Raw genomic sequence first — 24,471 nt, 5'->3', positions numbered from 1 at the left:
GGGTTCCTCGCGTTTCGGCTGTCATCGCGGCGTCGTCAGGCGACGATGTCGCGGGCTTTCAGGTCGGCGATCTCGGTCGGGTCGCAGCCGAGCTCGTCGACGAGCAGGGCGTCGGTGTCGGCACCGGGATCGCGGCCGGTGAACCGGATCCGGCCCGGGGTCTCCGACATCCGCCACATCACGTTGTGCATCCGCATCGGACCGAGGTCGGGGTCGTCGGCCACGGTGATCATCTCGGTGGCTTGGACGTGCGGATCCTCGACAATGTCCTTGGCGCTGTAGATCGGGGCGACGGCGGCGCCGACCTCGGCGAACGCCTGGGTCACCTCGTCGCGGGTGCGCTCACCGATCCAGGCGCCGACGTAGGCGTCGAGCTCGTCGGCGTGCGCCACCCGCCCGACGCCGGTACGGAACCAGGGCTCGTCGATCACCTCGGGGTGCCCGACCAACCGGAGGACCCGCTCGGCGATGGCCTGGGCGCTGGTGGACACGGCCACCCACGAACCGTCCTTGGTCCGATACGTGTTGCGGGGCGCGTTGTTGGTGGACCGGTTGCCCTGCCGCTGTTCCACCACCCCGAGCTGGTCGTAGACGGTGGGACCGGGACCGACGGCGGTCATGATCGGTTCCAGCAGGCTCATGTCGATGACCTGGCCCCGGCCGGAGCGTTCCCGGTGCCACAACGCCATCATCACCGCTGACGAGGTGGCGATCCCGCAGATGCTGTCAGCCAGCCCGAACGCGGGCAGCGTGGGCGGCCCGTCGGCGGTGCCGGTGAGGTGGGCGAAGCCGCTCATCGCCTCGGCCAGAGTGCCGAAGCCGGCGCGAGAGGCGTACGGCCCGGCCTGGCCGAAGCCGGTGATCCGGGCGATCACCAGACCGGGGTTGACCTGGTGCAGCCGTTCGGGGCCGATGCCCCACCGCTCCAGCGTGCCCGGGCGGAAGTTCTCCACCAGCACGTCGGCCCTGGCGGCTAGGCGCAGCAGCAGCGCCGCCCCCTCCGGCGCGGAGAGGCTCAGGCCGATCAGCCGCTTGTTGCGGGAGATCTCCTTCCACCACAGGGGATGGCCGTCCTTGGACTTGCCGTGCCCACGCATGCTGTCACCCATCGTCGGGTGCTCGATCTTGATCACCTCGGCGCCGAAGTCGCCGAGGATCTGACAGCACAGGGGCCCGGCGAGGATTGTCGAGACGTCCAGGACCCGCAGACCTGTCAGCGGTCCGTTGCTCACCCGTTCCACCTCCCCAGTCATCGCTCGGTTCAGCGGAAGACCATTCCGCCGAGCAGAAAATTTCGGTCGTACCTACTGGGTCAACGCCGTGCCGGTCGGCCTTCAACCGGCTCACCCGCGCGCTGCGCGGGCGCCCGGAAACCCAGCTCGGCGGAGATCTCCGCCGCCGCCGCGGCGACCAGGGCGCCGTGCCCGGCGCACACCTCGGGCGTGAACCGGTTCTGCGGTCCGCACAGCGAGATCGATCCGAACACCTGACCGGTGGAGTAGCGCACCGCCGCCGCCACGCTTCCCGCACCGCTCTGCCGCTCGCCCATGCTCACCGCGTACCCCTGGCGGCGGATCCGAGCCAGCTCGGCCCGCAGCCGCACCGGTGAGGTGATGGTGGACGGGGTGACCGCCTCCAGCGGCTGGTTGTCCAGATAGTCCTCGGCCTCCGCGTCGGACAGCGCGGCGAGGATGGCCTTGGACGACGACCCGGAGTGCAGCGGATGGCTGGTGCCCAGCGACACCGACATCCGCACCTCGTGCGGCGAGAGCACCTGGTCGATGTAGACCCGGTACCAGCCCTGCCGCACCGACAAGGTGGCCGTCTCACCACTGGTGCGCACCAGCCGGACCAGATACCGCCGGGCGATGTCCGGCACGTCCATGGCGCGCAGCGCGGCCAGCCCCACCGTCAGCGCGCCGGCGCCGAGCCGGTACCGCTTGGTCTCCTCGTCGAAGCTGAGGAACTCGTCGGCCACCAGCTCCTTGAGGATCCGGTGCGCGACCGCCTTCGGCAGCCCCAGCTCCCGGGCGATCGTCGACACGCCGAGGGTCTCCGGCGCCCGGGCGGCGATGATGTTGATGACATCAAGGGCACGTCCGAGGCCCGACCGGGTCCGGCTGGCGTCATTGTCAATGACGGGTGTCGTGGTCATCCTCAGTCCTTACTGTCGACGTAGGTGGGCGGGCAGCGCCGGGCGTCAGGTGGGTGCGACAGGTGTGCCGGCCGGCAGACCCTCGACCTGCCGGGGTCGTTCCACCGCGATGACCAGCGCCACCGAGGCGAGTACGACCACCCCGGCAACCACCTGCCGGCCGGTCAGCCTTTCATTCAGCATCATCATGCCGAGCAGCACCGCCACCACCGGATTGACGTACGCGTAGGTGGCGGCCAATTGCAGCGGCGCGTTTCGCAGCAACCAGGTGTAGACGCTGAACCCCACGACGGTGCAGACCACCATCAGATAGGCCCAAGCCAGCCAGGAGCGGCCGGTCACCTCCGCCAGCCGCAACCGCCCCGCCTCGCCGCTGACCACGCTCGCCACCGCCACCGCCACCCCGCCGACCAGCATCTGCCACCCGGTGCCGACCAGATGGTCCGCCGGCGACCTCAGCCGCTGTGCCAGCGTCGAGCCCAGCGCCCACACCATCGTGGAGAGCACCACCAGCAGCATCCCGCCGAGGTGCCACTGCCCGGTCGGCGCCGCGAACAGCAGCGCCAGGCCGGCCACCCCGCCCAGTACGCCAACCGCCGCCAGCGACGACGGCCGCGGCCCGACGCCCAACCGGAGCACCAGCACCCACAGCGGCATGCCGGCCACCAGCAGCGAGGCCAGTCCAGTCGGGACGTACTGCTGACCCAGGGCCAGCAGCGCGCTGCCCGCCCCGACCATCAGCAGTCCACTGGCCACCACCCCGCCCCACTCGCCCCGCGCCGGCCGCAGCCCGACCCGTCCCCGCCGCGACGCCGCCACCGCGAACAGCAGCAGCGCCGCGGCCAGGAACCGCGCCGAGGTGCACACCATCGGAGGCAGGCTCTCCAGGGCCACCCGGTTGCCCAGGTAGGTCGAGCCCCAGAGCAGGTAGATCGCCGCGAGCCCGACGGCCAGCGCCACGGGGCCGGCAGGCCGCGGCGATGCCGCCACCGGCCTCGCCGTGGCGACACGGGACAGGTCAGCGGTGTCCATCGACCTGGATCGTCACCGGAGTGTTGCCCCGCAGGGCGTTCGAGTACGGGCACAGCTGGTCCGCCAGCGCCACCGCGCGCTCCAGGTCCGCCTGGGGGCACTCCGGCGCCGACACCTCCAGCACCACCGCGATGGCGTACCGGCCCGCATCGGTCTGCCCGAGGGAGACTGAGGCGGTGACCGTGGTCGGCCCCGGTTTCGCCCCCACCTGGCGGGCGGCGATGGCCAGCGCGCTGTCGAAGCAGGCCGCGTAACCGGCGGCGAAGAGTTCCTCGGGATCGGTGCCCGCCGCGTCCGGGCCCCGCTGGGCCGGCCGGGTGAGGTCGACCCGTAGCGACCCGGTCAACGACCGCGCCGCCCCGCCCCGCCCGCCCGACACCCGCACCGCCGCGGTGTAGATGACGTTCGCCGGGACCGCCGTCGCGGCCTCGGCCGGTGTCCCGATGCTCATGCCGGCCGCCCTTCCAGGTCCGCCTGCACCTGCGCGGCCACTGCGTCGGCGAACGCCTCCGGCTGCTCGTCGGCGACGAAGTCCGTCCCGCCGGGGATGGTGACCAGCGGCGCGTGCGGCAGCGCGGCCCGCACCTGCGGCGTCATCCGGTCGAGCAGGTCGTCGGCTCCGTGCAGCAGCACGATGGGCAGCGCGTCCAACGCCGCGGTGTCCACGTGATGGTCGAAGACCGCCCGGTACGCCGTGGCGTAGTCCGGTCCGGTCAACAGGTACTCGGTGACCTGCCGGTTCGCCTCCTCCGGGGTCAGTCTCGGGTAGAGGCCGTACACCCGGTCCCAGATCACCCGCAGGTGCCCGCCGTCACGCGCCGGGAGGTAACCCGGGGCGTACGACCGCTTCTTCTCCGCCCGCTCCTGCTCGTCGTAGAGCGGGATACCCTGCAGGATCAGCCGGTGTACCCGCTGCGGGGCGCGCATCATCGCCTCGGCCCCGATGATCGCGCCGGTGTGCTGCCCGAGCAGGTGCAGCCGGGGCAGTCCGAGGGCGTCGGCGATCTGCCACACGGCGTCGGCGTATTCGGGAATGGACCAGGGGCGTGGCGGCGGGTCGGACATCCCGAACCCCGGCGTGTCCAGGGCGACGACCCGCAGGCCCCGCCGGGCCAGGGGCTCGACGACCGCGTCGTAGGTCGCCGAGGACAGCGGGGACTGGTGGAGGATCAGCAGTACCGGCCGGTCGGGGTCGCCGCCGTGGCGGTAGTGCACCTGTCCCCACGGCAGGTCGACGTATGCCCGGCGGGCCACCCCGCGCGCCCGGCTCACTTCGCCACCGCCATGGCCGCCATGATCTCGATGACGTGCTTGATGCCGGCGCGGTAGTCGTCCAGCCGGATGTGCTCGTTGGGGCCGTCCACCCCGGAATCGGCCCGGGACACGCCGATCCCGACGATCGGGCGGTCGGCGAGCACCCCCTGGTTGCCGATCCACTGGGTGTACGGCTCGACCACCGGCTCCGTCCCGTACACCCGGCGGGCCGCGTCGGCGACCAGCGCGACGAACGGATCGCGATGGTCGGTGATGTTGGGCTGGCTGGTGGCCATGACCTCGATGCGCAGGTCACCGAAGCCGGTCGCCGCCAGGTGGTCCCGGAGGCAGCCCAGCACCCGCTCCGGGTCTTGGCCCGGGACCAGCCGGATCTCCAGCTTCGCCGACGCGGTCGACGGGATGCCCAGCGTCACGTCGTCGCGCATGTCGCCGCCGGCAAAACCGGCGACGGTCAGCGTCGGCACGGTACGGATGGCCAGCGCCGCCTGCCGGTCGTCGAGGTCCCCGGTGAACCGCTCGACCTCGGCCCGCTTGCGGAGGAAGTCCCCGTCGAACGCCACATTCGCCAGCAGTTCCCGTTCCGCCTCGGTCGGCGGGCGGGCGTCGTCGGCGAAGCCGGGGATCGTCACCGTACCGTCAGGGCGCTGCAACTGGGCCAGGGCGGCGGCCAGCCGGGCCGTGGCGGCGGGCAGCAGCGCGGTGTTCTGGCTGGTCAGGTCCCGGGGCAGGGTCTGCGCGGTGAGCCGCAGGTAGAGCACGCCCTTCTCGCTGAGCTTGAGCAGCAGCCGGTCGTCGCCGTCGAGCCAGGAGTTCTCCCACAGCGCCGCGTCGCTGGCCAGCCGGCGGGCGTGCGCCCGCACGAAGGAGCCGAGGCCGGGGCTGTGCAGCCACTTCTTGCCCTCGAAGATGATCCTGCTGGTGACCGGCGGGGTGAGGCCGGCCAGCCGCCAGGCCGCCACCGCGTGGATCCGGGACATGACGACGCCCTTGTCGTCGGCCACGCCGCGGGCGTAGAGCCGCCCGTCGTGGATCTCCGCCGCGTACGGCGGGCTGATCCAGTCGGCGTCGTCCCCGGCCGGCTCGACCTCCACGTCGTAGTGGGTGAAGTGCAGCAGGGCCGCCTCGCCGTCCCCGGGCACCTCGGCGAGCACGTACGGGTAGGACTGCTCCCAGGGGATTATCTCGGCGCTGCCGCCCCAGCGGCGTACCGAGCCGGCGATGAACTCGGCCGTGGCCGCCATCTGCTCCGGCTCCTGCCGGCGACTGCGGATGCGGCACAGCTGCTGTAACTCCTCGACGAACTCGTCGAAGTGCGCGTCGACCGCCGCCAGGGCGGCTGCGGTGTCAGGGTGTGGCATGCGGGTTCCTCACACAGGGGTGGCAGGGGCTCAGTGGATGGTGACGCCGCCGTCGACGAAGATCGTCTGGCCGGTGATCATGGCGGCGGCGTCGCTCAGCAGGTAGGCGACCGCGTTGGCGACGTCCTGCGGCTCGGCCATCCGACCCAACGGGATGGTGGCCATCTTGTCCGCCAGGTACGCCGGGTCGCCGCGTAGGTCGGAGGTCATGTCGGTGGGCACGATGGTCGGTCCGACCGCGTTGACCCGGATGTGGTCCGGTGCCCATTCGAGGGCCAGCACCCGCGCCATGTGCATGACGCCGGCCTTGCTCACGCAGTAGCCCAGCGTGTTCAGCACCGCGATGTGCCCGTTGGTGGAGCCGATGTTCACCACCGCGCCGCGCGCGTCCCGCAGGGCCGGGTACGCGGCCTGGCACATCCGGAACGTACCGGTCAGGTTGACGTCGACGACGGTGGTGAAGTCCTCCTCGGACATCGTCGCCGCCGGCCCGCGGCGGACCACGCCGGCGTTGTTGACCAGGAGGTCCAGGCGGCCGTGCCGGTCCAGGACCGCCGCGACCAGGCCGGCGCAGGACCGCGCCGACCGCACGTCCACCAGGTGCCGGGTGTGCGTCCCGCCGGACAGTTCGCTGTCCCAGTCGTCGAGGACGTCGGCGCGGGCCACCGTGGCCCCACGCTCGGCGAGGGTGGCGGCGATGCGGGCGCCGATGCCGCGTGCCGCACCGGTGACCACGGCCACCCGGCCGTCGAACCGGTTCGGGTCACTGCTCATGGCCTGCTCCACGTTTTCCCGGGCCGGTCACCGGCCGGGCGGGCGGACGCCCGGCCCGACCGGTGCCGCGCGCCCGTGACGACGGTCCCGTCCACGGTCGTCACGCGCCGATCACCTTGGTCTCCTCGGCCCAGAAGGCCACCCGCTTCTGCACCAGCCGGATGACGAAGTGGGCCAGCAGACCCATCACCGACAGGACCACCAGTACGGCGAACATGCCCGCGATGTCGAAGTTGTAGTTCGTCTGGAGCAGTAGGTAGCCGAGGCCTTCCTTGGCGCCGATGAACTCACCGACGACCGCGCCGAGGATGGCGAAGACGATGCCGATGTCCAGGCCGGCGAAGATGAACGGCAGTGCGCTGGGCAGCCGTACCATCCGGAAGATCTGCGTCTTGCTCGCCCCGAACACCGTCAGCATCTGGATCTTGTCGGCGTCGGCCGCCCGTAGCCCCTCGATGACGTTGACCAGCATCGGGAAGAACGAGATCACCGCCGCCATGACCACCTTGCTGGTCAGGCCGAAGCCGAACCAGACCACGAACAGCGGGGCCAGGGCGACCTTCGGCACGGTCTGGAAGGCCACGATGTAGGGCATCAGGGTGGCCTCGACGACCTTGACCTGGGAGATGAAGGTGCCCAGCAGCACCGCGGCCCCCACGCCGATGACGAACCCGACCAGCGCTTCCTGGCTGGTCACCCGGAAGTGACCCCAGAACTGGTCGTCGCCGAGCTGCCGCCACAGGGAGTCGACCACCTGCGAGGGTCGGGGCAGGACGTACTCGTCGACACCGATCAGCTGGATGCCGTACTCCCACAGCAGCACGACCACGACGAAGACCGCCGGGACCAGCCAGAGTTGCGGCTTCTCCCGGAAGTCCAGGCGGCGCCGGGCGGCGCCGGTGGCCGCCGACGTCGGTGGCTCGGCCGGCTTGTCGACCAGGTTGGTTGTTGCCATGGCTGCCTCCTCGTCAGTCGATTACGCCGGCGGCGTTGAAGTGTCGGCGGATCCGGTCCACGTAGGTCCCGGCCCGGTCGGAGGACATGACGCTGAGGTCACGGGGCCGGTCCAGGTCGATCGGCATGATCTCGGCGATCCGGCCCGGTCGGGGGCTGAGAACGACCACCCGGTCGGAAAGGAAGACCGCCTCCGGGATGGAGTGCGTGACCAGCACGATCGTCTGCCCGCTCTCCTGCCAGATCCGCAGCAGTTCGACGTTCATGTACTCGCGGGTCATCGCGTCGAGCGCGCCGAACGGCTCGTCCATCAGCAGCACCGCCGGGTCGTGCACCAGCGCCCGGCAGATACCGGCCCGCTGCTGCATACCGCCGCTGAGCTCGTGCGGGTACTTACGCTCGAATCCGTTCAGGCCCACCATGTCCAACAGTTGCTGGGCGCGTTCCCGGTGCCGGCGGGGATCCAGCTTCTGGATCTCCGCCGGCACCATCACGTTGTCGAAGATGGTGCGCCAGGGCAGCAGGGTCGGTGCCTGGAACACCATCCCGACCTCGGGAAGGGGCTTCGTGACGTCCCGCCCGGCGATCCGCACGGTCCCCCCGGTCTTCGGGCTCAGCCCGGCGAGGATCTTCAGCAATGTGGTCTTGCCGCATCCGGACGGTCCCACGACCGAGATGAACTCGCCGCGGCGTGCGGTCAGGTTGATGTCGCTGAGCGCCTGGGTCGGGGCCGACTTGCGGGGCCGGTACTCCTTGTCCAGCCCGGCGATCTCGATCCAGGAACTCTCCGACACCGATGCCGGGGTCTGCGTCGCGCGGGCCGCCGCCTTGATGGCCATCGAAATCCCTTCCGCTACCGCTAGCTGACGGTGTAGTGGGCGGCCTTGTCGAGCACCGCCGCCTTGTCGAAGTTGTTGGCACCGGAGAGCAGGCTCGGGTCCCACAGCTTCTTCAGGTCGACCTCGCCGGTGATCTGGCCGGCCTCCTTGGTGTACGCCTGGGTCTTCGCCCACTCCTGGTCGCTGATCGCGCCCCAGTCGGCGAACTGCTCCGGCGTGCCGCTGGCCGGGGTGGCCGTCTTCAGCCAGGCCGTCAGACTCTTGGTGTCGGCAGCCAGCCGCTCGTCGACGGTCTTGCCGGCCAGGATCTGCGGGAACACCTTGTAACCGATCCGCATGGCGGCTTCCGGGTTCTTCGCCGAGAAGAGCATCGCCTTGTACCCCGCGCGCAGGAACCGCGTGTACACGTCCCGCTTGTCGGCGAAGTCGCGCGCCCCGACGCTGAAGGTCAGCGAGCGGATGCCGGTGAAGATGTCCGGGTTGGTCAGGTACTTCAGCTGGATGCCCGAGTTCTCGATCACCGCGTACGCCTGGGTGTAGAGCGCCAGCATGTCAACCTTGCCGTCGTTGAGCGCGGCGGCGGCCGGCGCCCCGACACCCACCGGCAGCAACTCGACGTCCTTGGCCGGGTCCAGCCCGGCCGCCCGGACGTAGGCGCGGGCGTACGGGGCGGAGCCGGAGGCCAGGCTGATCACACCGATCTTCTTGCCGCGCAGGTCGGCGCCGCCGGCGATGGTGCTGTCCGGCTTGACCGCCATCACCCAGGGCCAGTTCTGCACCAGGCCGCCGATCGCCTTGATCGGGACGTTCTTCTCCGCGGCGCCGAGCACCGAGCCGGAATCGGCGGCGGTGATGTCGGCGCTGCCCGAGGCGACCGCCTGCAGCGCGGCGACCGAACCGTCGGCGTTGATGGTGTCGATGGTCAGCTTCTCGTCGGCGAAGTAGCCGAGCTCCTTGGCGACCGCGTATACGGCCACCTCCTCCTTGGGGCCGATCACCGCGGAGGCGATCGCCATCGTCACCTTGGCCTCCTTGGTCCCGCCGCCGGCCGTGAACCCCTCATCGGAGCCACCGCCGCATGCGGACAGGACCAGCGCGGCGGCCAGTGCCGCCGGCAGCAAACCCCACGTGCGTTTCATCTCCAACACCTCGTCATCAGTCGGAAGGTCCGGCCGGCCGCCGATGGCGGCGACCGTCAATCAGGTGTTCAGCAGCGAGGCGGCGATCGCCAGGTCGTTGTAGACGTGCTGCTCGACGATCAGCCCGTCGTCGAGGACGAACACGTCCGCATAGCGGATGCCGTCGAACGGGCTGCCGTCGTGCCACTGCCCGTACAGCCGCCCGAGTGAGGTCACCGAGATCCGTCCCTCGGCGTCGCCCACCAGGTACCGGTCGCGGTGTTTGCGGACCCACCGGTAGGTCCCGGTCGACGCGGCCGCCATCTGCTTCAGGGAGGAGTACTCCCGGCCGGCGGGGAAGACCAGCCGCGCTCCCGGCGCGAGGAACCGGCCGGCCTCGTCGAGGTTGCGGTCCTCGCACAGCTGCAGGTAGTGGTCGACCAGTCGGACCCCGTCGTGGATACCCATCAGCCGGTCTTGCCGCTCAGCGCCGCCTCCCACTGGTCCCGCAGCGGGTGCTCGGCGGGACCGTGCTCGGTGAGGATCCGCATCAGTCGGGCCAGCAGCTCGTCCCGTTCGCGGTCGAGGACCTGCTGCTCCTCCTGCCCGGCCACGAAACCGTCGACGGCGCCCGCGCCGAGGATGTTCCCGCGGACCAGCAACGCCTCCACGACGCGCAACCGCTGCCGGGTCACGTGCAGCTCGGTGGAGAGCTGCAACAGCAGGTCGAGCAGCTTGCCGACCTTGGGGTCTCCGAAGTAGTCGAACTCGGTGCTCATCACGCCTCCGGCTTGGTCGCGGCCAGTACGGCCCAGGGGAAGTGCCACTCCGAACGGTCGCCCCAGCCCTGCGGCTGGACACCGCTTCGGCGCTCGTCGAACGGGGTCCAGGACACGTCGGTGAGACCGGCCTCGGTGCACACCGCGATCAGGTCGGAGCCGAACAGGGCCCGGAAGAAGGGCTCGTTGTTCCGCTCGGCGTGCTCATAGATGGTGGCGTCGCGCAGCGGGTCGCCGGTGAGCATGAACTCCAGGAACCGCAGCGAGCCGCCCGGCTTGAGCAGGCGGGCCGCCTCCTCGATCGTTTCGCGGATCGCGTCGGCCGGCATCTCGTGCAGCACCATTGTCCCGGTGACGACGTCGCAGCTGTCGGCCTCGAAGCCGGTCGCCCGGCCGTCGACCTGGCGGTAGTCGACGGCCAGCCCGGCCGCCTCCGCCTCGGCGTGGGCGAGCCGCAGCCCAGGGGCGGCCAGGTCGACGCCGATCACCTGCGCCGTCGGGTACCGGCCCACCAGCGGGCGGGTGCTCTTGCCGAACCCGCAGCCGATGTCGACCACCCGCGTCGCCGCCGGCAGCTCCGGCAGCGCGGTCTCGGTGAACAGCTTGTGGAACTTGTAGCCGTCGTTGTCGCGCAGCATGACGATGCGCGCCCCGAACTCGTACACATACGCCGACATGTCGTCGGAGAAGAAGCTCCCCGGCTGGATGTGGATGTCGTAATCGGTGTACCAGTCCGGAAGGTCCAGCTCCGGGTCCAGCTCGAGGGAGCCCGCGGGCTGCTCGGGCAGCGCCTTCATCTGGTCGGCCAGCTCATCGCGGCGGCTCAGCACCGCGTCGCCGGCGAGCTTCCACAACATCTTCTGCTGGACCCGCTCCAGGTGGCTGAACCACGGGTACAGCGGGAGGCCGCGCAGCACCTGCCCGGCGTCAGCGACTGTCGTCGCCGGCGAGCCGGTGGCGCCGTATTCCTGGCGCAGCGCGGGGTAGACGGTGTCCGCCCAGCGCTTGCGCAGACTGAGGACGAAATCCACGGCGGAACGCTCATCCAAGGTGAGGCGCTCCTCGACATCGAACATGCCTTGTCTCCTCTTCGGACTGTGGTGGGGGACGGTCGACCAGGGCGGGCCGGGCGACCGGGTGGACGGGTCAGTGAGCGTGCAGCACCCGCTGCGCGGAGGCGGTGTCGTAGCTGCCAAGGAATGCGCCCGCCAACCGCCCCTCGTAGACGGCCTCGAAGGCGGTCCGGGGGGCGTTGGCGTCGCCGACGAGGTGGACTCGCGGACCGTCGGGCAGTGCGTCGAGCTGTCGGTACAGCTCGTCGTCGGCGAGCGCCGAGCCGGCATCGACCACCGCGGTGACCTCGTCGAGGCGGAGGTCGTCGCCGGCGAGCGGGCCGGTGAGGGTGACCGCCGAAGCGCCAGCCCCGCGGACGGCCCGTAGTGGATGGGCCACGACGCCCAGGTCCGCGAAGCGTTTGAGCAGCGCCAGCCGCGAGTACGTCGTGATCCGGGCGCTCAACCCGGCGGTGGGGGAGACCAGGTGGACGCGGGCTCCCCGCCGGGCGAGGTTCTCCGCGATCGAGGCCGCCGCCCAGGTGCCCTCGTCGTCGAGAACCACCACGGCGCCGGAGGGCCGGAAGGCCGGATCGGCCAGGCGGTCGACCGCCTGCCAGAGGTCGATCACCGGTGGGCCGTCCGGCAGCGACCGGCGGGCGGGGCGGGACCCGGTCGCCAGGATGACGTCCTGGTAGTCGCCGGCCAGCACCTCCTCAACACTGATCCGGCGGCCGAGCCGCACCTGCACACCGGCGGCCCGCACGTCGCGCGCCAGGTCCTGGGTGAGTAGGCCGAACCGCTGCCGTCCGGGCACCCGCGCGGCCAGCTCCACCTGGCCGCCGAGCCGCTCGCGTGCCTCGACCAGGGTCACCTGGTGCCCGGCCCGCCGGGCGGCGATCGCGGCCTCCAGACCGGCGGGACCACCGCCGACCACGAGGACCCGGCGGATACCGGCCGGCCCGGGCAGCTCCGGCCAGGCCTGCGACCATTCCCGCTCGGCGCCGACCTCCGGGTTGACCACGCAGGAGATCGGCAGGCTCGCCTCCAACCGGCCGATGCACCCCTGGTTGCAGGCCAGGCAGGCGCGTGTCTGGTGCTGGCGGCCCTCGGCCGCCTTGCGCACCAGGTGCGGGTCGGCGATGTGCGGGCGGGCCAGCCCGACCAGGTCGGCCTCGCCGGCGGCGATCAGCTCGGCCGCCTCGGGCAGGCTGTCGAGCCGACACACCGCCAGCACCGGCAGGTCGGGGAACTCTCGCTTGAACAACGCGGCGTGGTGCCGGAACGGGGCGTGGCCGAAGGTCATGTCGGCGATCTGCGTCGCCAGCGTGTAGCTGCCGTGATAGGCGGAGTGGCTGACGTGCACGTATGCCAGCGGGAAGTCGGCGCGCAGCTTGCCGACGATCTCCAGCACCGCCGCCGGGTCGAGCCCGCCGGGCAGGAACTCGTCGGCGCTGACCCGCAGTCCGACGGGCAACTCGGGAGCGGCGGCCAGCACGGCCGTCAGCACCTCCCGGGTCAACCGCATTCGGTTGTCGAGGCTGCCGCCGTACTCGTCCGCGCGCGTGTTGGTGTGCGGTGAGAGGAATTGCTGGAGCAGGTGGCCGTGTCCGGCATGCACCTCCAGCCCGTCGAAGCCGGCCTGCCGCATCCGCCGGGCCGCTGCGGCGAACGCGTGGACGATCACCGCGATGTCCCGACGTCCCATGGCATGCGGTACGTGGGCGCCGGCCGCCCAGGGCACCGGGGACGACGACCAGGCGGCGGTACGGGTGGCATCCCCGTTGGCCTGCCGCCCGGCATGCATGATCTGGGCGAAAATGTGCGCGCCGTGTGCGTGGACCGCCTCGGCCGTCGCTGCGTACGCCGGGATCGACGAGTCGTCGAAGCTGCCGAGGCTGATGCTGCGGCCCGCGCTGGTCGGGTGGACCCGGATCGCCTCGGTGATGATCAGGCCGACGCCGCCGCTGGCGCGCTCCTCGTGGTATGCGACGAGTCGCTGCGTGGGCACGTTGTCCCGGCCGAAGTTGGTGGTGTGTCCGGGGACGAAGACCCGGTTGCGGAGCTGGACGGAGCCGAGCTGAACTGAGGAGAGGAGGGTACGGAGCTTGTCATCAGGCATGCTCGGCCTTCCTGTTCGGGCCGTGCTCGGCTTGGCCGAGGAGTGTTCGGGTGAACCGTACGCCGTTCGATTGAGTGGAACGGTAGGACTGGCGTTCGTGGCCGTCAATGGGCTACCGACAAGTAACATCCGGGATCGAAACCCGGCTGACCTGCTGTTCTGCCCAGCCGAACGGTCGACAGAGACGTTGATCTATCAGCCGGTCCGGTCGTACCCGCCGGCCGCGCACGCCTGCCCGACCATCCCGCCGCACGCTGTCGGGCCGACTCCGACGCTGGGTTGACCGCCGGACGGTGCGGGTAAGGCGGCGGTTCAACTGGCTCTCACGCCAATGCCCGACCAAGCGGCGTTGCGAGCTGGCCAAGGGCGGTTCCCTGTGGGGGAGGCGACCGTTTGGATCTTGTGCGGCAGCAGCGCGCCAGGCGTGTAGCGTCCTGGTCGAATGACGCAGGGAGGCTGGAGGCGTAGAAATGGCGGCCTATGACGTCATCGTCGTGGGGCTCGGCGGGATGGGCAGCAGCGCCGCCTACCACCTGGCCGCGCGGGGGCAGCGTGTGCTTGGTCTGGAGCAGTTCGGGCCGGCGCACGACCGCGGGTCCAGCCACGGCGGCTCGCGCATCACCCGGCAGTCGTACTTCGAGGATCCGGCCTATGTGCCGCTCCTGCTTCGAGCGTACGAGCTGTGGGACAAGCTGGAACGCGATGCCGGACGGGAGATCATCTCGCTCACCGGCGGTGTGTTTGTCGGCCGGCCGGAGAGCCACACCTTCGCCGGCAGTCTGCGCGCTTCGCGCGAGTGGGACCTGCCGCACGAGATCCTCGACGCAAGGGAGCTACGTCGCCGCTTCCCGACCTTCAGTCCCCGGGATGAGGAGGTGGCGCTCTTCGAGGCCAAGGCCGGCTTCGTTCGCCCCGAGGCGACCGTGGCCGCTCACCTCGAGCTGGCCGGACGGGACGGCGCCGACCTCCGCTACAACGAGCCGGTGCGGCGATGGCAGGCGCTGCCCGACGGCGGCGTGCGAGTGACGACCGAGGGGGGTTTCTACACAGCTGGCCGGCTCGTCGTCTGCCCCGGGGCGTGGGCCCCGGCACTCCTCGCCGACCTCGGTGTGCCGTTCAGCGTCGAGCGGCAGGTCATGTACTGGTTCCAGCCGGAGACCGGGGTGGGCCCCTTCCAACCCGGGCGGCATCCCATCTACATCCACGAGGACGGCGCCGGCACGCAGATCTACGGCTTCCCGGCCATCGACGGGCCCGACGGCGGTGCCAAGGTGGCGTTCTTCCGGCGCGGTCAGGTCTGCACCCCGGAGACCATCGATCGGCAGGTGCACCCGGAGGAGATCCAGGACATGCGGGAACACCTGGCCGGAGTCCTGCCCGCCCTTCCGGGGCGATTGCTGCGGGCGGCGACCTGCATGTACACCAACACGCTCGACCAGCACTTCGTGATCGCGACGCACCCGGAGCACCCGCAGGTCACGGTGGCCTGCGGGTTCTCCGGTCACGGCTTCAAGTTCGTCCCGGTCGTCGGCGAGATCCTCGCCGACCTGGCGACGAGCGGCTCGACGTTCCACCCCATCAGCCTGTTCGACCCGCGACGCGACTTCCAAGGTCACAGCTGAACCGGCCGAGGCATCGCGTCACCCATCTGTGAGCCACGCGGTAACGCATCGTTCGGAGTCGGACGCCGGGTGCTGGGCGCGTCTGTTCCCAACATCCGCAGGGTCCGTCAGATCGGTTCGACGGGCAGCCACAGCTCGCAGGTCGCGGTGCTGAAGTCGTCCGCGCGCTCGAGGATCGCGACGATCGAGGGCCCTGGCCGCAGACGCCACGGGTTGGAGGGGAACCACTCCGTCGCGGTCGCGGCCCAGGTCTTCTGCAGGGCCTGCGGATGGGGTCCGGCGGTGCGGAAGACCGCCCACCTGCCGGCCGGTACCTCGATGGTGTCGAGGTCGTCGGGGGCCGGCTTGTCCCGGGAGACAGCGACCCCGTGCAGGTAGGTCAGCTCGCTGCCCTCCGTGCCGTCGGGGTCGAGGTCGTCGCAGACCTGCAGCAGGCCTCCCGGCTCGGTGTCGCCGAGGGCCTTCAGCCGCAGGTGCGCCTCTGGCGGCAGTGCCGTGATGTGCTGCTGGATGTGCGGGTTGATGCCCTGATGGATCAGCGGAACCCGGGCTGCGTGTCCGGCGAGCCGGAATGCGGGGCGGTCGACGATGCGGGTGTCCATGGGGATGCTCCCTTCGACGGTCAGGCGGAACCTGAGCTGCGGTTGTGTGCGAAGGGGGCCTCCGTCGCGGCGAACGTCACCGGGGCCGGCGCCGTGTACCGCCCGGAACGCACGTCCGAACGCCTCGGTCGAGCCGTATCCGTGCCGGACGGCGATGCTCAGCAGATCGTCCTCGCCTCGGACGACGTCGGCAGCGGCGACGGTCATGCGGCGCCGGCGCACGTACTCCGACAGCGGCATGCCGGCCAACGACGAGAACATCCGCCGCAGGTGGTATTCGGTCGTGCCGACCGCCCTGGCCAATCCGTTGACGTCGAACTCCTCGGTGAGGTGCTCTTCGACAAGGTCGACAAGCCGGTTGAGTGCCGAGATCACGAGGCCTCCCTTCGACGTCAAGCCTGGCCGAAGGACCCCGGTCCCGCCCGACCGTTGCGGTCCGATCCGATCATGTACCTGGACCGCCGCGGTGCCAACGCATTACCGGTCAGGACGCTCCGCTCAGCAGCGGCTTGCAGGTTCCGGTGAGGGAATGGCGCGCCGGCTGTCGACCTGTGCGGATCGCCGTGAGATCGCGGGGGGTACGGCAGTTGTGCCCGAGCGCTCGTCGTAGGGCCCGCACCGACGTGGCGCGGGCCCTACGACGGTCTGCACAGCCGCTGGCAGGGGTGGGTGCGACGAACTGCCGACCTAGCGCGCTGGTGTCGCTACCGGCTGCACTCGAGCTGCCTGAGGTCGATGGCGTTGGCCATCGCCTGGTAGCCGGCGTCGCTGGGGTGCAGGTGGTCGCCGACGTCGTAGGCCGGCAGGAACCGCTTGGGGTTCGCGGGGTCGCGGGTGACCTGATCGAAGTCGATGACCCCGTCGAACTCGCCGCTCGTCCGGATCCAGGTGTTCACCTCCTCGCGGATGACTTCCTTGGCAGGGCTGTAGTAGCCGGCGCCCTCGAACGGGGTCAGCGTGGCACCGAGGATGCAGGTGTGGTTGGTGTGGGCGCGGGCGATCAGCATCCGGTAGGCCGAGATCAGCTGGTCCGCCGACGTTGCGACGCCGCCGCCGATGTCGTTGATGCCCTCCATGAGGATGACGGTGCGCACGTCGGGCTGGGAAAGCACGTCTCGGTCGAATCTGGCCTGGACGTTCACCCCGGCGCCGTCGGTGAGAACCCGGTTGCCGGAGATGCCTTCGTTCATGATGCCGAACTGGTGCGCCGGGGGCTGTTCCGCGATACGGCGGGCGAGGTAGTCCGGCCACCGGTGGTTGGCGTCGCGGGTGGACCCGTAGCCGTCGGTGATGGAATCGCCGAGCGTGGCCACAGTGTCGACCTGCTGCCGCGTGTCGACGACCAGCGCATCGACCCAGTACCAGCGGGTCGCCTGCTGGGTGAAGGCCGTCCCATCGGTGTCCGCGGCGTGATCACCAGGCCCGGAGATGTAGTTGGTCTGCATGGCCAGGTTGTGTCCGGTCAGGCTGCCGCTGGCACCCTTGACGTGGATGCTGACCGTGAGATTGGTGTCGCCGGGCACGTCGCCTGGCAGCGGGTCGCTGAGGACCTCCGCACCGTTCGGAACAGTCACCGACTCGCCGCCGGCGAAGGTGACCTGCTGGTTGGTGCCCGGTACGACCCCGGCGCCCTCGCTCTGAATGCCGACGTAGACGGAGTCGAAGGTCACGATGCGGTCACCGAACACGTTCGACAACGAGATGCGCAGGTCGCTGCCACCGATGCTGGTGTGGATGATGTTGCGGACCGTCTGGTCGGCGAACGACCCGCCGACCCGGTCCGCGCTGGCGCCCCAGGTGACGACCTGGTCGGTGGTGACCGAGGTCGCCTGCGTGGAGGCGTCGGAGCTCGGCTCGGCGGCGACTGGTCCGACGAGGGCGGCGACGGTTGCCAGGCCGGTGGCGATGGCGAGCCCGGTGGTAACTAAGGGCATGCGTGGCTGGTTCATCAGGAATGACTCCCTCAGTGAGTTCTGCATGGCGGCACTTGGCCGGGCAGGAAGGGTCCCGAGGCGACCGGTCGAGCAGGGACCGTACGTTCGGCGGTCAGGCACCGGGATCGCCGGCCGTTAGTCTGATCGCCAACGCGCGAACCACGCTAAGTGGCCTGGTGGTGACGCACGGACATCTGGTCCTGCAATTGAGATGAACGGCTCCAACTGGGCGATGAGCGGTTCTCGCGTGCCGACAAGCGGCCGCAGCCCGGACGATGGAAGGATCATGCGGTGACGCTCGAAGCGCAGCGGGAGCACATCCTCTCGGGCCGGATGTACAACGACCTCACCGATGAACTGGTGCAGGCTCGGCAGCGGGCCGTGCTGCTGACCACTGAGTACAACGACAGCTTCGGGCAGCCGCAGGAGCAGCGCGAGGCGATCCTGCGGCGACTGCTCCGCGCGGTTGGGCGGGAGTGCCATTTCGAGCCGATGTTCCGCTGCGAGTTCGGCTTCAACATCAGCGTCGGCGACCACTTCTACGCCAACTTCGACTGTGTGATGCTGGACGGGGGTGGCATCACCGTCGGTGATCATGTTCTTTTCGGCCCGCGCGTCGGCATCTACACCTCGAACCACGCCCTCGATGCTGCCGAACGGGCAGCCGGCGGGTGTTACGCCAAGCCGGTCACGATCGGCGATCACGTCTGGATCGGCGGCGGCGCCACCATCAACCAGGGCGTGACCATCGGCGACAACACAATCATCGGTTCGGGGAGCGTGGTCACCCGCTCGATCCCGTCCGGTGTCATCGCCGTCGGATCGCCGGCCCGAGTGCTGCGCGAGATCACCGACGCCGACAAGACGGGCTACCGACCTTGAGGCACGCCGAGTTGGAAGCGGAAGCTGCCGTCCCGGCACGGGCGCACCACTTCGACGGGGTTGAAAACGCCATGCCGCCGGGGATGAGGTAGGGGGCAGGATCTCGTGCCGGCAACCAGGGAAGGTGCCTGGTGGACCGGGATCATCGAGGGGTCATGGCCGGGTCCGGCCAGGATCTTGTGACCGGCGTCACCGATCGTTAGCATGGCGTGGCGTTGGAACGTTTCAATAGAGGGGACGCAGATGTTCCTGAAGCACGCCTCCCGTCCACGCGTGGCCACTCGGACGCTGGTCCTCGCGCTGGCCGTCGGGCTCGCGGTCGTTGTCGAACTGCCCATCGCGTCGCAGGGCGAGGCCGCGCCCGGCAACGCTTTTCCGTCGGCGCTCACGGTCGAGCAGCGTTCCGGGCCGGCGGACGTCGACGACGTCGATGCGCCGCTCCTCGGCTGGCACGTTCCGACGGCGCACCAGACCGCCTACCAGGTCCAGGTGGCGGAAACCTTCTCCGGCCTGAAGTCCGGCAAGGACCTCGTGTGGGACTCCCGGAAGGTGACGTCCCCGGAGAGCACGAACGTCGCGTACGCCGGGGAGACCCTCGACCGCGGCGAGCGCTACCACTGGCGGGTCCGGACATGGGACGGCGCGGGGAAGGTGTCCCCGTGGTCGCAGCCCGCCGGCTTCGGCACCTCCCTCGGTGGTGACTGGGCGCAGAGCAACCCGATCTGGCTCGGCGATCCCGCACCGCTGCAGTGGAGCGACTACACGATCGAGACGACGTTCTCGATCACCACGCAGAACGCGACCATCGTGTTCAACGCGCAGGACCCCAGCAACTACCTCATGTGGCAGCTCAGGGGGGACGGCGTCAACCAACTCGCGCCGCACCAGCGGGTCAACGGCACCTTCCAGGAGCTGAAGACAGTCCCGCTGGGCGTCGCGCTCCAACGCAACACCGATTATCGGCTCCGGATCGGAGTTTCGGGCTCCACGGTCCGCACCTGGCTCGACGACCGGCTCATCGACACCACGCAGAACGTGCGGTTCACGCGCGGCAGCATCGGGTTCCGCACCGGCGGCAGCGAGCGCAACAGCTGGGACAACCTGACGGTCATCGCACCCGACGGGCGCAAGCTCTACGCCAACGACTTCGAGGCCTCCAGCTCCGACTTCGCCTGCGGCACGGTGGCCGGCGGGAGGCTGAACGTCGGCACCGGCCAGAACTGCGTCTACGGGCTCGGCAGCACGGACTGGGCCTTCCTCCGCGGCGAGTTCAACACCGCTGACAAGGAGGTCGCCTGGGCGACCGTCTTCGCGACCGGCTCCTCGCCCGAGCCAGGCCGTCAGTACGTCTACAAGCTGTGGCTCAACGGCGACTTCGTCGGCCTCGGCCCCACGCGGTCCATCGCCGGTGAGACACGGTACGACGGCTTCGACGTGACCGACCTGGTCCGGCAGGGCGGCGCCAACGCACTCGGCGCGCTCGCATGGACCACCAGCGACCGGCGCTTCCAGGCGCAGCTGGTCGTGGAGTACGTCGACGGCACGAGGCAGACGTTCGGCACCGGGGAGAACTGGACCACGCTCAACGGCTCCGGCGTCTACCCGTCGGCCGGCTCGATCGGCACGGGCTACTACACCGCACCCAAGGAAAACGTGCAGGTGGCGGCGTACCCGACCGGCTTCGACGAGCCCGGCTTCGACGACTCCGCGTGGCAGCCGGCGGCGGCGAAGGCGCCGTACACCAAGCTGGTCGCCACCCCCACGGACAAGGTCCGGCAGCGGCTGGAACACCCGGTCGAGGTCGTCGAGAAGGAGCCGGGCCACTACTTCGTGGACTACGGCCGGACCTGGCTCGGCGGCGTGAGCCTCGACCTGGACGGCAACAGCGGCCAGGTCCTCGAGCTGCGCTTCGGCGAGGAGCTCTCCGCGCCGCAGACCGTCCGCTACAACATGCGGACCGGCAACCAGTACCAGGACCGCTGGACGCTCGTCGACGGGCCGCAGCACGCCGAGACCTGGGGCATGCGGGTGTTCCGCTACCTCGAGGTGATCGGCGCGCCGGCCGGTCTAGGAGCCGAGGACTTCCCGGCCCTCGCGCAGGTCTACCCGTTCGACGCCGACAGTGCCGTGTTCGACTCCTCCGACGACGCCCTCGACAAGGTCTGGCGCCTGTCGCGCAACACCGTCGAGGCGACCAACCACAACCTGTACGTCGACTCCTGGACGCGGGAGCGCGAGCCGTACGAGGCCGACAGCTACCTGCAGATGATGGCCAATTTCTTCACCTCCGCGGACCCGTCCCTCGGCAATTACTCCATCGACTACCTGCTCACCCGGCGCACCTGGCCCACCGAGTGGCCGATGTACACGATTCTGGCGATGCACGACAGCTATCAGCAGACCGGCGACGTGGCGCAACTGGAGCGCAGCTACGACCAGCTACGGGAGAAGCTGCCCGACCAGTGGATCGAGGAGAGCACCGGCCTGATCCGCAAGAACACCGGATCCGATGGTTGCGGCAGCCGGACCGACTGCGACATCGTCGACTGGCCGGCGTCGGAGCGGGACGGCTTCGTCTTCCGGCCCTACAACACTGTCATCAACGCCATCGGCTACCGCAGCTTCATGGACATGGCGGCAATCGCGAAGGCGCTGGGCCGCGACGACGACGCGGCCTCCTTCACCACCACCGGGGAGCGGATCCGCTCCGCGATGAACGAGCTGTTGTGGGACGACGCGAAGGGCGCCTACCGGGACGGCCTGAACGCCGACCGTACTCCGGTCGAGCACTGGGCGGTCCACGCCAGTGTCTTCGCCAGCGCGTTCGGCGTACCCGACGCCGATCAGGCGGCCCGCGCCGCGGACTACATCGGCTCGCGCGGCATGCAGTGCAGCGTGTACTGCGCCGCGTTCCTCATCGAGTCGCTCTACAACGGCGACCGCTCCGACCTGGCCTACCAGCTGCTCACCAACAGCGGCCGTCGCAGCTGGCTCAACATGATCGCCAACGGAGCGGGGGCCACGGCGGAGGCGTGGGACGCCTCCCTGAAGTCGAACATGACCTACTCCCACCCGTGGGCCGCCTCGCCGGCGTACAACATCCCGCAGGGCATGTTCGGCCTCCGGCCGACCACACCCGGCTACGCAACGTTCGACCTGCGTCCCCAACCGCAGTCGGTCACCTGGGCGAGCGTCACGCTGCCCACGCTGAAGGGCCGGATCGGCGCGGCGTTCCACACCCATGACGGTCGCACGGACGTCAGCGCATACGTGCCCGGCAACACGGTCGCGTCGGTCTTCGTCCCGGCCGGGGACGCGGCCACAGCTGTCGTGTACGTCGACGGCCGCGCGTGGCCCACGGTACGCGAGCGCGGGTACCTACGCGTCGACGGCGTCGCGAGCGGCTGCCATGTCTTCAGCACGGCCCCGGGCGGTGAGCCGAAGGACGACGAGCGCCTCACGTCCGTCTGCCACTGAACCCGCCGATCGTCGGCGGGGACGGGCAACCCAGTGTCGGGTCCGCTCCCGCCGCATCACGTGCGCTCCCTCGGTGCTGTGACGAGTCACGGCACCGAGGGAGCGGGCCGAACTCCGATACTTACCGGCATCGGCTGCAGCGCACGCGCCGAACCGCCAGACGCCTGGTGGGACCGTCGTAACGACCCCACCAGGCGCGGCCGTTGCGGTCAGGGCTACCGGCCGTGGACTCTCATGCGCGTTTCCACTGCTGGTTCGCGCCGCCGTTGCAGTACCACACGATGACATTCGTGCCGTTGGCCGTGCCGCCGCCGTTCACATCGAGGCAGTAGCCGGTCTGCACGCTGGTGATCGTGCCGTTGCTGTTGATGTTCCACTGCTGGTTCGGCAGCCCATTGCAGTCCCAGACCTGGACCTGTGCGCCAGCGGTGGTACTGGCACCAGTGACGTCCAGGCACAGCTTCCCGTACACCACCAGGGTCTTCGACGGAGTCTGCAGCCACAACTGGTTGGCGCTGCTCTTGCAGTCGTAGATGAACAGCTTCGTGCCCCAGGTGGTCGAGGAGTTGGGCACGTCGAGGCAGCGGTTGGAGGCGACGCCGCGGACCGGGGCGTTGAAGGTTCCGCCGCCGCCCCACGACCACTGCAGCCGGTTGACCCCGGAGGCGTTGTTGTTGATGAGGGTGTAATTGGGGCCGAGCCTGGTCATGCTGTAGCCGTCGTTGGCGCGCAAACCCGGCCAGTAGACCGAGCCCATGCCCAGCAAGCGAAGGTTGTCGCTGACGGCCTGGATGTAGGCGATGTAGGCGTTGCCGTTGTCCGGGCCGTTGTAGTTCAGCCCGCTCGTCATGGGCGCACCCCACTCGTCCAGAACGGTGCGGGAGGCGCACGAACCGATCCGGTTCCGGAAGTCGGTGGCCCAGGCCGCGTAGCTGGCCTCGGTCGGGTTCCAGAACCCGTAAAAGTGCAGCGAAAGGAAGGTTCCGGACAACCGGCTGTCGGCGCACACGCTGGTGACGTTGTCGTTGTACCCGGTGCCACTGACGAAGATCCGGTTCTTCGGGACCGACGGGTAGGTACTGATCCACGAGGCGGCGACGTTCGCCCAGGCGCTCTGGGTGTACCCGTGGGGCTCGTTCATCGGCTCGAAGTAGACCAGGCCGTTGCCGGCGTACTTGTTGACGACCGTGGTCCACATGTTCCAGAAGGCGGTGGTGTTGTCGATCAGCCCGTCCTTGTGGGCGGAACCCTCCCAGTAGCTGAGGATGACCTTGAAGCCCTTGGCCACGGCGGCATCGATGGCACCCGTGTACGGAGCCCAGCGAGGCCCGTTGACGGTGTACGGGTTGATCGGCAGCCGCACGGTGTTCGCGCCGAGGTTGGTCTCGAACGCTCCGATGATCGAGGTGGCCTTGGTGTACGTGGTGGCATAGTCGTCGGTTGCCGACACGCCCGAGAGGACGATCGGGTCCTCGGCGTAGTTGTCCCTGGGGTCGGCCCAGTTGACCCCCTTGAACTGACTCGTGTTCGCGAGCGCAGGGGCGCTCGCGCCCACCTCGACGACGACCATCGCGGCGAGCAGGGCGACGAGGGAAGCCACCGTGGCGCCCCGTCGCGGAAAGCGGCGCAAGCCTCGCCAGAAAGCACGCATGCGCAACATGGACAGCCCCTTCCAGGCACGTGGGTGGCTGCGCGATGGGGCCGCAGGCGACGAGCAGCGCCGCCCGCGCAGAAACCCGGACAATGTTGCAGGCAACAAATCGACGGAAGTCTAAGTGTCCGCTAATTCCCCCGTCAACGCGGGCGGAAACGGCTCCGGCGGTCCGGTTGGTGAAGGGTTCGGTCATACTGGTCCGCCATGGACCTGGACGAGTATCAGCGCGGCGCCCTCCGTACTGCCGCTCCACGTGACAAGAGGAACGAGCTGCTCCACCTGGTGCTCGGGCTGGTCGGCGAATCGGGTGAGATCGCCGAGAAGTTCAAGAAGTGGGTCCGAGACCTCGACAGCGACGAGTCGCGGATCGACCGGGCCGACATAGCCAAGGAACTCGGTGACGTGCTCTGGTACGTGGCGGTGCTCGCCGACTACCTCGATCTGCCGCTGGACGACATCGCGGCGGCCAACCTGGCCAAGCTGGCCAGCCGCCAGGACCGCGGCGTGCTGGGTGGCAGCGGCGACAACCGCTGAGCCAGGGGTTTGCCTATGTGGTTTGTCGAGCCGCGTCCGGGGTGGGAACGGTTTCGGAGGGCCGGTAGCGGGTCTTGTTGTGGAGCGGCCCCTACAGGACGTCGCACCGGCGGCGGGCCAGGCAAAACGCAGGCACCGCCTCCGGCCCTGCGCCGAGCTCGGGCGAGGCCACGTCGGGCATGCGCGCCCAGCTGACGGCGAGCGCCACGGCAGCAGGAGCCACGCGGTCTCCACGACACCGCGCCGCCGGCGCCCACTCTTCGCAACCGGGTTCACCGCGCGGGACCTCTCGCTCGTGCCACGAACAG

Annotated in this window: 21 protein-coding genes; 4 read left to right on the top strand and 17 right to left on the bottom strand. The window is 69.8% G+C overall.

Features of this window, described 5'->3' with window-relative positions:
• Positions 1-35 precede the first annotated feature (35 nt).
• The 14 genes from ABZ783_RS17945 to ABZ783_RS17880 all read right to left on the bottom strand — a co-directional run bounded on the left by ABZ783_RS17945 (position 36) and on the right by ABZ783_RS17880 (position 13,458).
• The gene (locus ABZ783_RS17945; protein WP_357439234.1) at positions 36-1,232 is read right to left on the bottom strand and encodes a CoA transferase; all 1,197 of its coding nucleotides are present in this window, start codon (positions 1,230-1,232) and stop codon (positions 36-38) included.
• Between the two features lie 80 nt (positions 1,233-1,312).
• The gene (locus tag ABZ783_RS17940) at positions 1,313-2,155 is read right to left on the bottom strand and encodes an IclR family transcriptional regulator (protein WP_357439231.1); all 843 of its coding nucleotides are present in this window, start codon (positions 2,153-2,155) and stop codon (positions 1,313-1,315) included.
• Between the two features lie 45 nt (positions 2,156-2,200).
• The gene (locus ABZ783_RS17935; RefSeq protein WP_357439229.1) at positions 2,201-3,187 is read right to left on the bottom strand and encodes an EamA family transporter; all 987 of its coding nucleotides are present in this window, start codon (positions 3,185-3,187) and stop codon (positions 2,201-2,203) included.
• Positions 3,174-3,638 carry an Ohr family peroxiredoxin gene (locus ABZ783_RS17930; protein WP_357439226.1) on the bottom strand — a complete coding sequence of 155 codons (465 nt, stop codon included), beginning with the start codon at positions 3,636-3,638 and terminating at the stop codon, positions 3,174-3,176. The genes ABZ783_RS17935 and ABZ783_RS17930 overlap by 14 nt, the downstream gene beginning before the upstream one ends.
• Complete coding sequence (locus tag ABZ783_RS17925) at positions 3,635-4,459, bottom strand: alpha/beta fold hydrolase (RefSeq protein WP_357439223.1); 825 nt, start codon at positions 4,457-4,459, stop codon at positions 3,635-3,637. Before ABZ783_RS17925 ends, ABZ783_RS17930 begins: the two co-directional genes overlap by 4 nt.
• The gene (locus ABZ783_RS17920) at positions 4,456-5,820 is read right to left on the bottom strand and encodes a M20/M25/M40 family metallo-hydrolase (protein ID WP_357439220.1); all 1,365 of its coding nucleotides are present in this window, start codon (positions 5,818-5,820) and stop codon (positions 4,456-4,458) included. The genes ABZ783_RS17925 and ABZ783_RS17920 overlap by 4 nt, the downstream gene beginning before the upstream one ends.
• A 30-nt stretch (positions 5,821-5,850) precedes the next feature.
• The gene (locus ABZ783_RS17915) at positions 5,851-6,594 is read right to left on the bottom strand and encodes an SDR family oxidoreductase (RefSeq protein ID WP_357439218.1); all 744 of its coding nucleotides are present in this window, start codon (positions 6,592-6,594) and stop codon (positions 5,851-5,853) included.
• Positions 6,595-6,694: 100 nt separating this feature from the next.
• Complete coding sequence (locus ABZ783_RS17910) at positions 6,695-7,549, bottom strand: ABC transporter permease (RefSeq protein ID WP_357439215.1); 855 nt, start codon at positions 7,547-7,549, stop codon at positions 6,695-6,697.
• Between the two features lie 13 nt (positions 7,550-7,562).
• The gene (locus ABZ783_RS17905; RefSeq protein ID WP_357439213.1) at positions 7,563-8,387 is read right to left on the bottom strand and encodes an ABC transporter ATP-binding protein; all 825 of its coding nucleotides are present in this window, start codon (positions 8,385-8,387) and stop codon (positions 7,563-7,565) included.
• Between the two features lie 20 nt (positions 8,388-8,407).
• Positions 8,408-9,526: an ABC transporter substrate-binding protein gene (locus ABZ783_RS17900; protein ID WP_357439208.1), complete on the bottom strand. Its 1,119-nt coding sequence runs from the start codon at positions 9,524-9,526 to the stop codon at positions 8,408-8,410.
• 60 nt (positions 9,527-9,586) lie between these two features.
• Positions 9,587-9,973 carry a nuclear transport factor 2 family protein gene (locus ABZ783_RS17895; protein WP_357439206.1) on the bottom strand — a complete coding sequence of 129 codons (387 nt, stop codon included), beginning with the start codon at positions 9,971-9,973 and terminating at the stop codon, positions 9,587-9,589.
• The gene (locus tag ABZ783_RS17890; protein ID WP_073837166.1) at positions 9,973-10,284 is read right to left on the bottom strand and encodes a hypothetical protein; all 312 of its coding nucleotides are present in this window, start codon (positions 10,282-10,284) and stop codon (positions 9,973-9,975) included. Before ABZ783_RS17890 ends, ABZ783_RS17895 begins: the two co-directional genes overlap by 1 nt.
• Positions 10,284-11,360, bottom strand: coding sequence for a methyltransferase domain-containing protein (locus tag ABZ783_RS17885; RefSeq protein WP_357439201.1), 1,077 nt, complete (start codon positions 11,358-11,360; stop codon positions 10,284-10,286). The genes ABZ783_RS17890 and ABZ783_RS17885 overlap by 1 nt, the downstream gene beginning before the upstream one ends.
• A gap of 70 nt (positions 11,361-11,430) precedes the next feature.
• Positions 11,431-13,458, bottom strand: a complete 2,028-nt coding sequence (locus ABZ783_RS17880) for an FAD-dependent oxidoreductase (protein ID WP_357439198.1) — start codon at positions 13,456-13,458, stop codon at positions 11,431-11,433.
• Between the two features lie 470 nt (positions 13,459-13,928).
• Between ABZ783_RS17880 and solA the strand changes: the two genes are divergently transcribed.
• Positions 13,929-15,080, top strand: coding sequence for an N-methyl-L-tryptophan oxidase (solA, locus tag ABZ783_RS17875; protein WP_357439195.1), 1,152 nt, complete (start codon positions 13,929-13,931; stop codon positions 15,078-15,080).
• A gap of 107 nt (positions 15,081-15,187) precedes the next feature.
• Here solA and ABZ783_RS17870 read toward each other — a convergent pair whose 3' ends face one another.
• Both ABZ783_RS17870 and ABZ783_RS17865 read right to left on the bottom strand, forming a co-directional pair.
• The gene (locus tag ABZ783_RS17870; protein WP_357439193.1) at positions 15,188-16,057 is read right to left on the bottom strand and encodes an AraC family transcriptional regulator; all 870 of its coding nucleotides are present in this window, start codon (positions 16,055-16,057) and stop codon (positions 15,188-15,190) included.
• A gap of 329 nt (positions 16,058-16,386) precedes the next feature.
• Positions 16,387-17,631 (bottom strand): SGNH/GDSL hydrolase family protein, encoded by a 1,245-nt coding sequence (locus tag ABZ783_RS17865; protein WP_357439190.1) that lies wholly within the window; start codon positions 17,629-17,631, stop codon positions 16,387-16,389.
• Positions 17,632-17,907: 276 nt separating this feature from the next.
• Here ABZ783_RS17865 and ABZ783_RS17860 point away from each other — a divergent pair, with 276 nt between their 5' ends.
• Together ABZ783_RS17860 and ABZ783_RS17855 are read left to right on the top strand one after the other, a co-directional pair.
• Positions 17,908-18,498, top strand: coding sequence for a sugar O-acetyltransferase (locus ABZ783_RS17860; RefSeq protein WP_357439188.1), 591 nt, complete (start codon positions 17,908-17,910; stop codon positions 18,496-18,498).
• A gap of 273 nt (positions 18,499-18,771) precedes the next feature.
• On the top strand, positions 18,772-21,975 hold the full coding sequence (locus ABZ783_RS17855; RefSeq protein ID WP_357439185.1) for a family 78 glycoside hydrolase catalytic domain: 3,204 nt from the start codon (positions 18,772-18,774) through the stop codon (positions 21,973-21,975).
• Between the two features lie 232 nt (positions 21,976-22,207).
• On the opposite strand, the gene ABZ783_RS17850 is transcribed toward ABZ783_RS17855, so the two are convergent.
• On the bottom strand, positions 22,208-23,575 hold the full coding sequence (locus ABZ783_RS17850; protein WP_357439183.1) for a ricin-type beta-trefoil lectin domain protein: 1,368 nt from the start codon (positions 23,573-23,575) through the stop codon (positions 22,208-22,210).
• Positions 23,576-23,833: 258 nt separating this feature from the next.
• On the opposite strand from ABZ783_RS17850, the gene ABZ783_RS17845 reads away from it, so the two are divergent.
• Complete coding sequence (locus ABZ783_RS17845; protein WP_357439180.1) at positions 23,834-24,163, top strand: nucleoside triphosphate pyrophosphohydrolase family protein; 330 nt, start codon at positions 23,834-23,836, stop codon at positions 24,161-24,163.
• Positions 24,164-24,471: the final 308 nt, after the last annotated feature.

Origin of the sequence: Micromonospora sp. NPDC047738, from assembly GCF_040642675.1 — a bacterium.
In the GTDB taxonomy this organism is placed as follows: domain Bacteria; phylum Actinomycetota; class Actinomycetes; order Mycobacteriales; family Micromonosporaceae; genus Micromonospora.
Note: the sequence above shows the minus strand (reverse complement) of the source record. Positions and strands in the feature narration are given on the sequence as shown.

Bases quoted from the DNA above. Each gene is read 5' to 3' on its own strand.
- ABZ783_RS17940 (WP_357439231.1), bottom strand. From the start codon at position 2,155: ATGACCACGACACCCGTCATTGACAATGACGCCAGCCGGACCCGGTCG.
- ABZ783_RS17935 (WP_357439229.1), bottom strand. From the start codon at position 3,187: ATGGACACCGCTGACCTGTCCCGTGTCGCCACGGCGAGGCCGGTGGCG.
- ABZ783_RS17930 (WP_357439226.1), bottom strand. From the start codon at position 3,638: ATGAGCATCGGGACACCGGCCGAGGCCGCGACGGCGGTCCCGGCGAAC.
- ABZ783_RS17920 (WP_357439220.1), bottom strand. From the start codon at position 5,820: ATGCCACACCCTGACACCGCAGCCGCCCTGGCGGCGGTCGACGCGCAC.
- ABZ783_RS17915 (WP_357439218.1), bottom strand. From the start codon at position 6,594: ATGAGCAGTGACCCGAACCGGTTCGACGGCCGGGTGGCCGTGGTCACC.
- ABZ783_RS17910 (WP_357439215.1), bottom strand. From the start codon at position 7,549: ATGGCAACAACCAACCTGGTCGACAAGCCGGCCGAGCCACCGACGTCG.
- ABZ783_RS17905 (WP_357439213.1), bottom strand. From the start codon at position 8,387: ATGGCCATCAAGGCGGCGGCCCGCGCGACGCAGACCCCGGCATCGGTG.
- ABZ783_RS17900 (WP_357439208.1), bottom strand. From the start codon at position 9,526: ATGAAACGCACGTGGGGTTTGCTGCCGGCGGCACTGGCCGCCGCGCTG.
- ABZ783_RS17895 (WP_357439206.1), bottom strand. From the start codon at position 9,973: ATGGGTATCCACGACGGGGTCCGACTGGTCGACCACTACCTGCAGCTG.
- ABZ783_RS17890 (WP_073837166.1), bottom strand. From the start codon at position 10,284: ATGAGCACCGAGTTCGACTACTTCGGAGACCCCAAGGTCGGCAAGCTG.
- ABZ783_RS17885 (WP_357439201.1), bottom strand. From the start codon at position 11,360: ATGTTCGATGTCGAGGAGCGCCTCACCTTGGATGAGCGTTCCGCCGTG.
- ABZ783_RS17880 (WP_357439198.1), bottom strand. From the start codon at position 13,458: ATGCCTGATGACAAGCTCCGTACCCTCCTCTCCTCAGTTCAGCTCGGC.
- solA (WP_357439195.1), top strand. From the start codon at position 13,929: ATGGCGGCCTATGACGTCATCGTCGTGGGGCTCGGCGGGATGGGCAGC.
- ABZ783_RS17865 (WP_357439190.1), bottom strand. From the start codon at position 17,631: ATGAACCAGCCACGCATGCCCTTAGTTACCACCGGGCTCGCCATCGCC.
- ABZ783_RS17845 (WP_357439180.1), top strand. From the start codon at position 23,834: ATGGACCTGGACGAGTATCAGCGCGGCGCCCTCCGTACTGCCGCTCCA.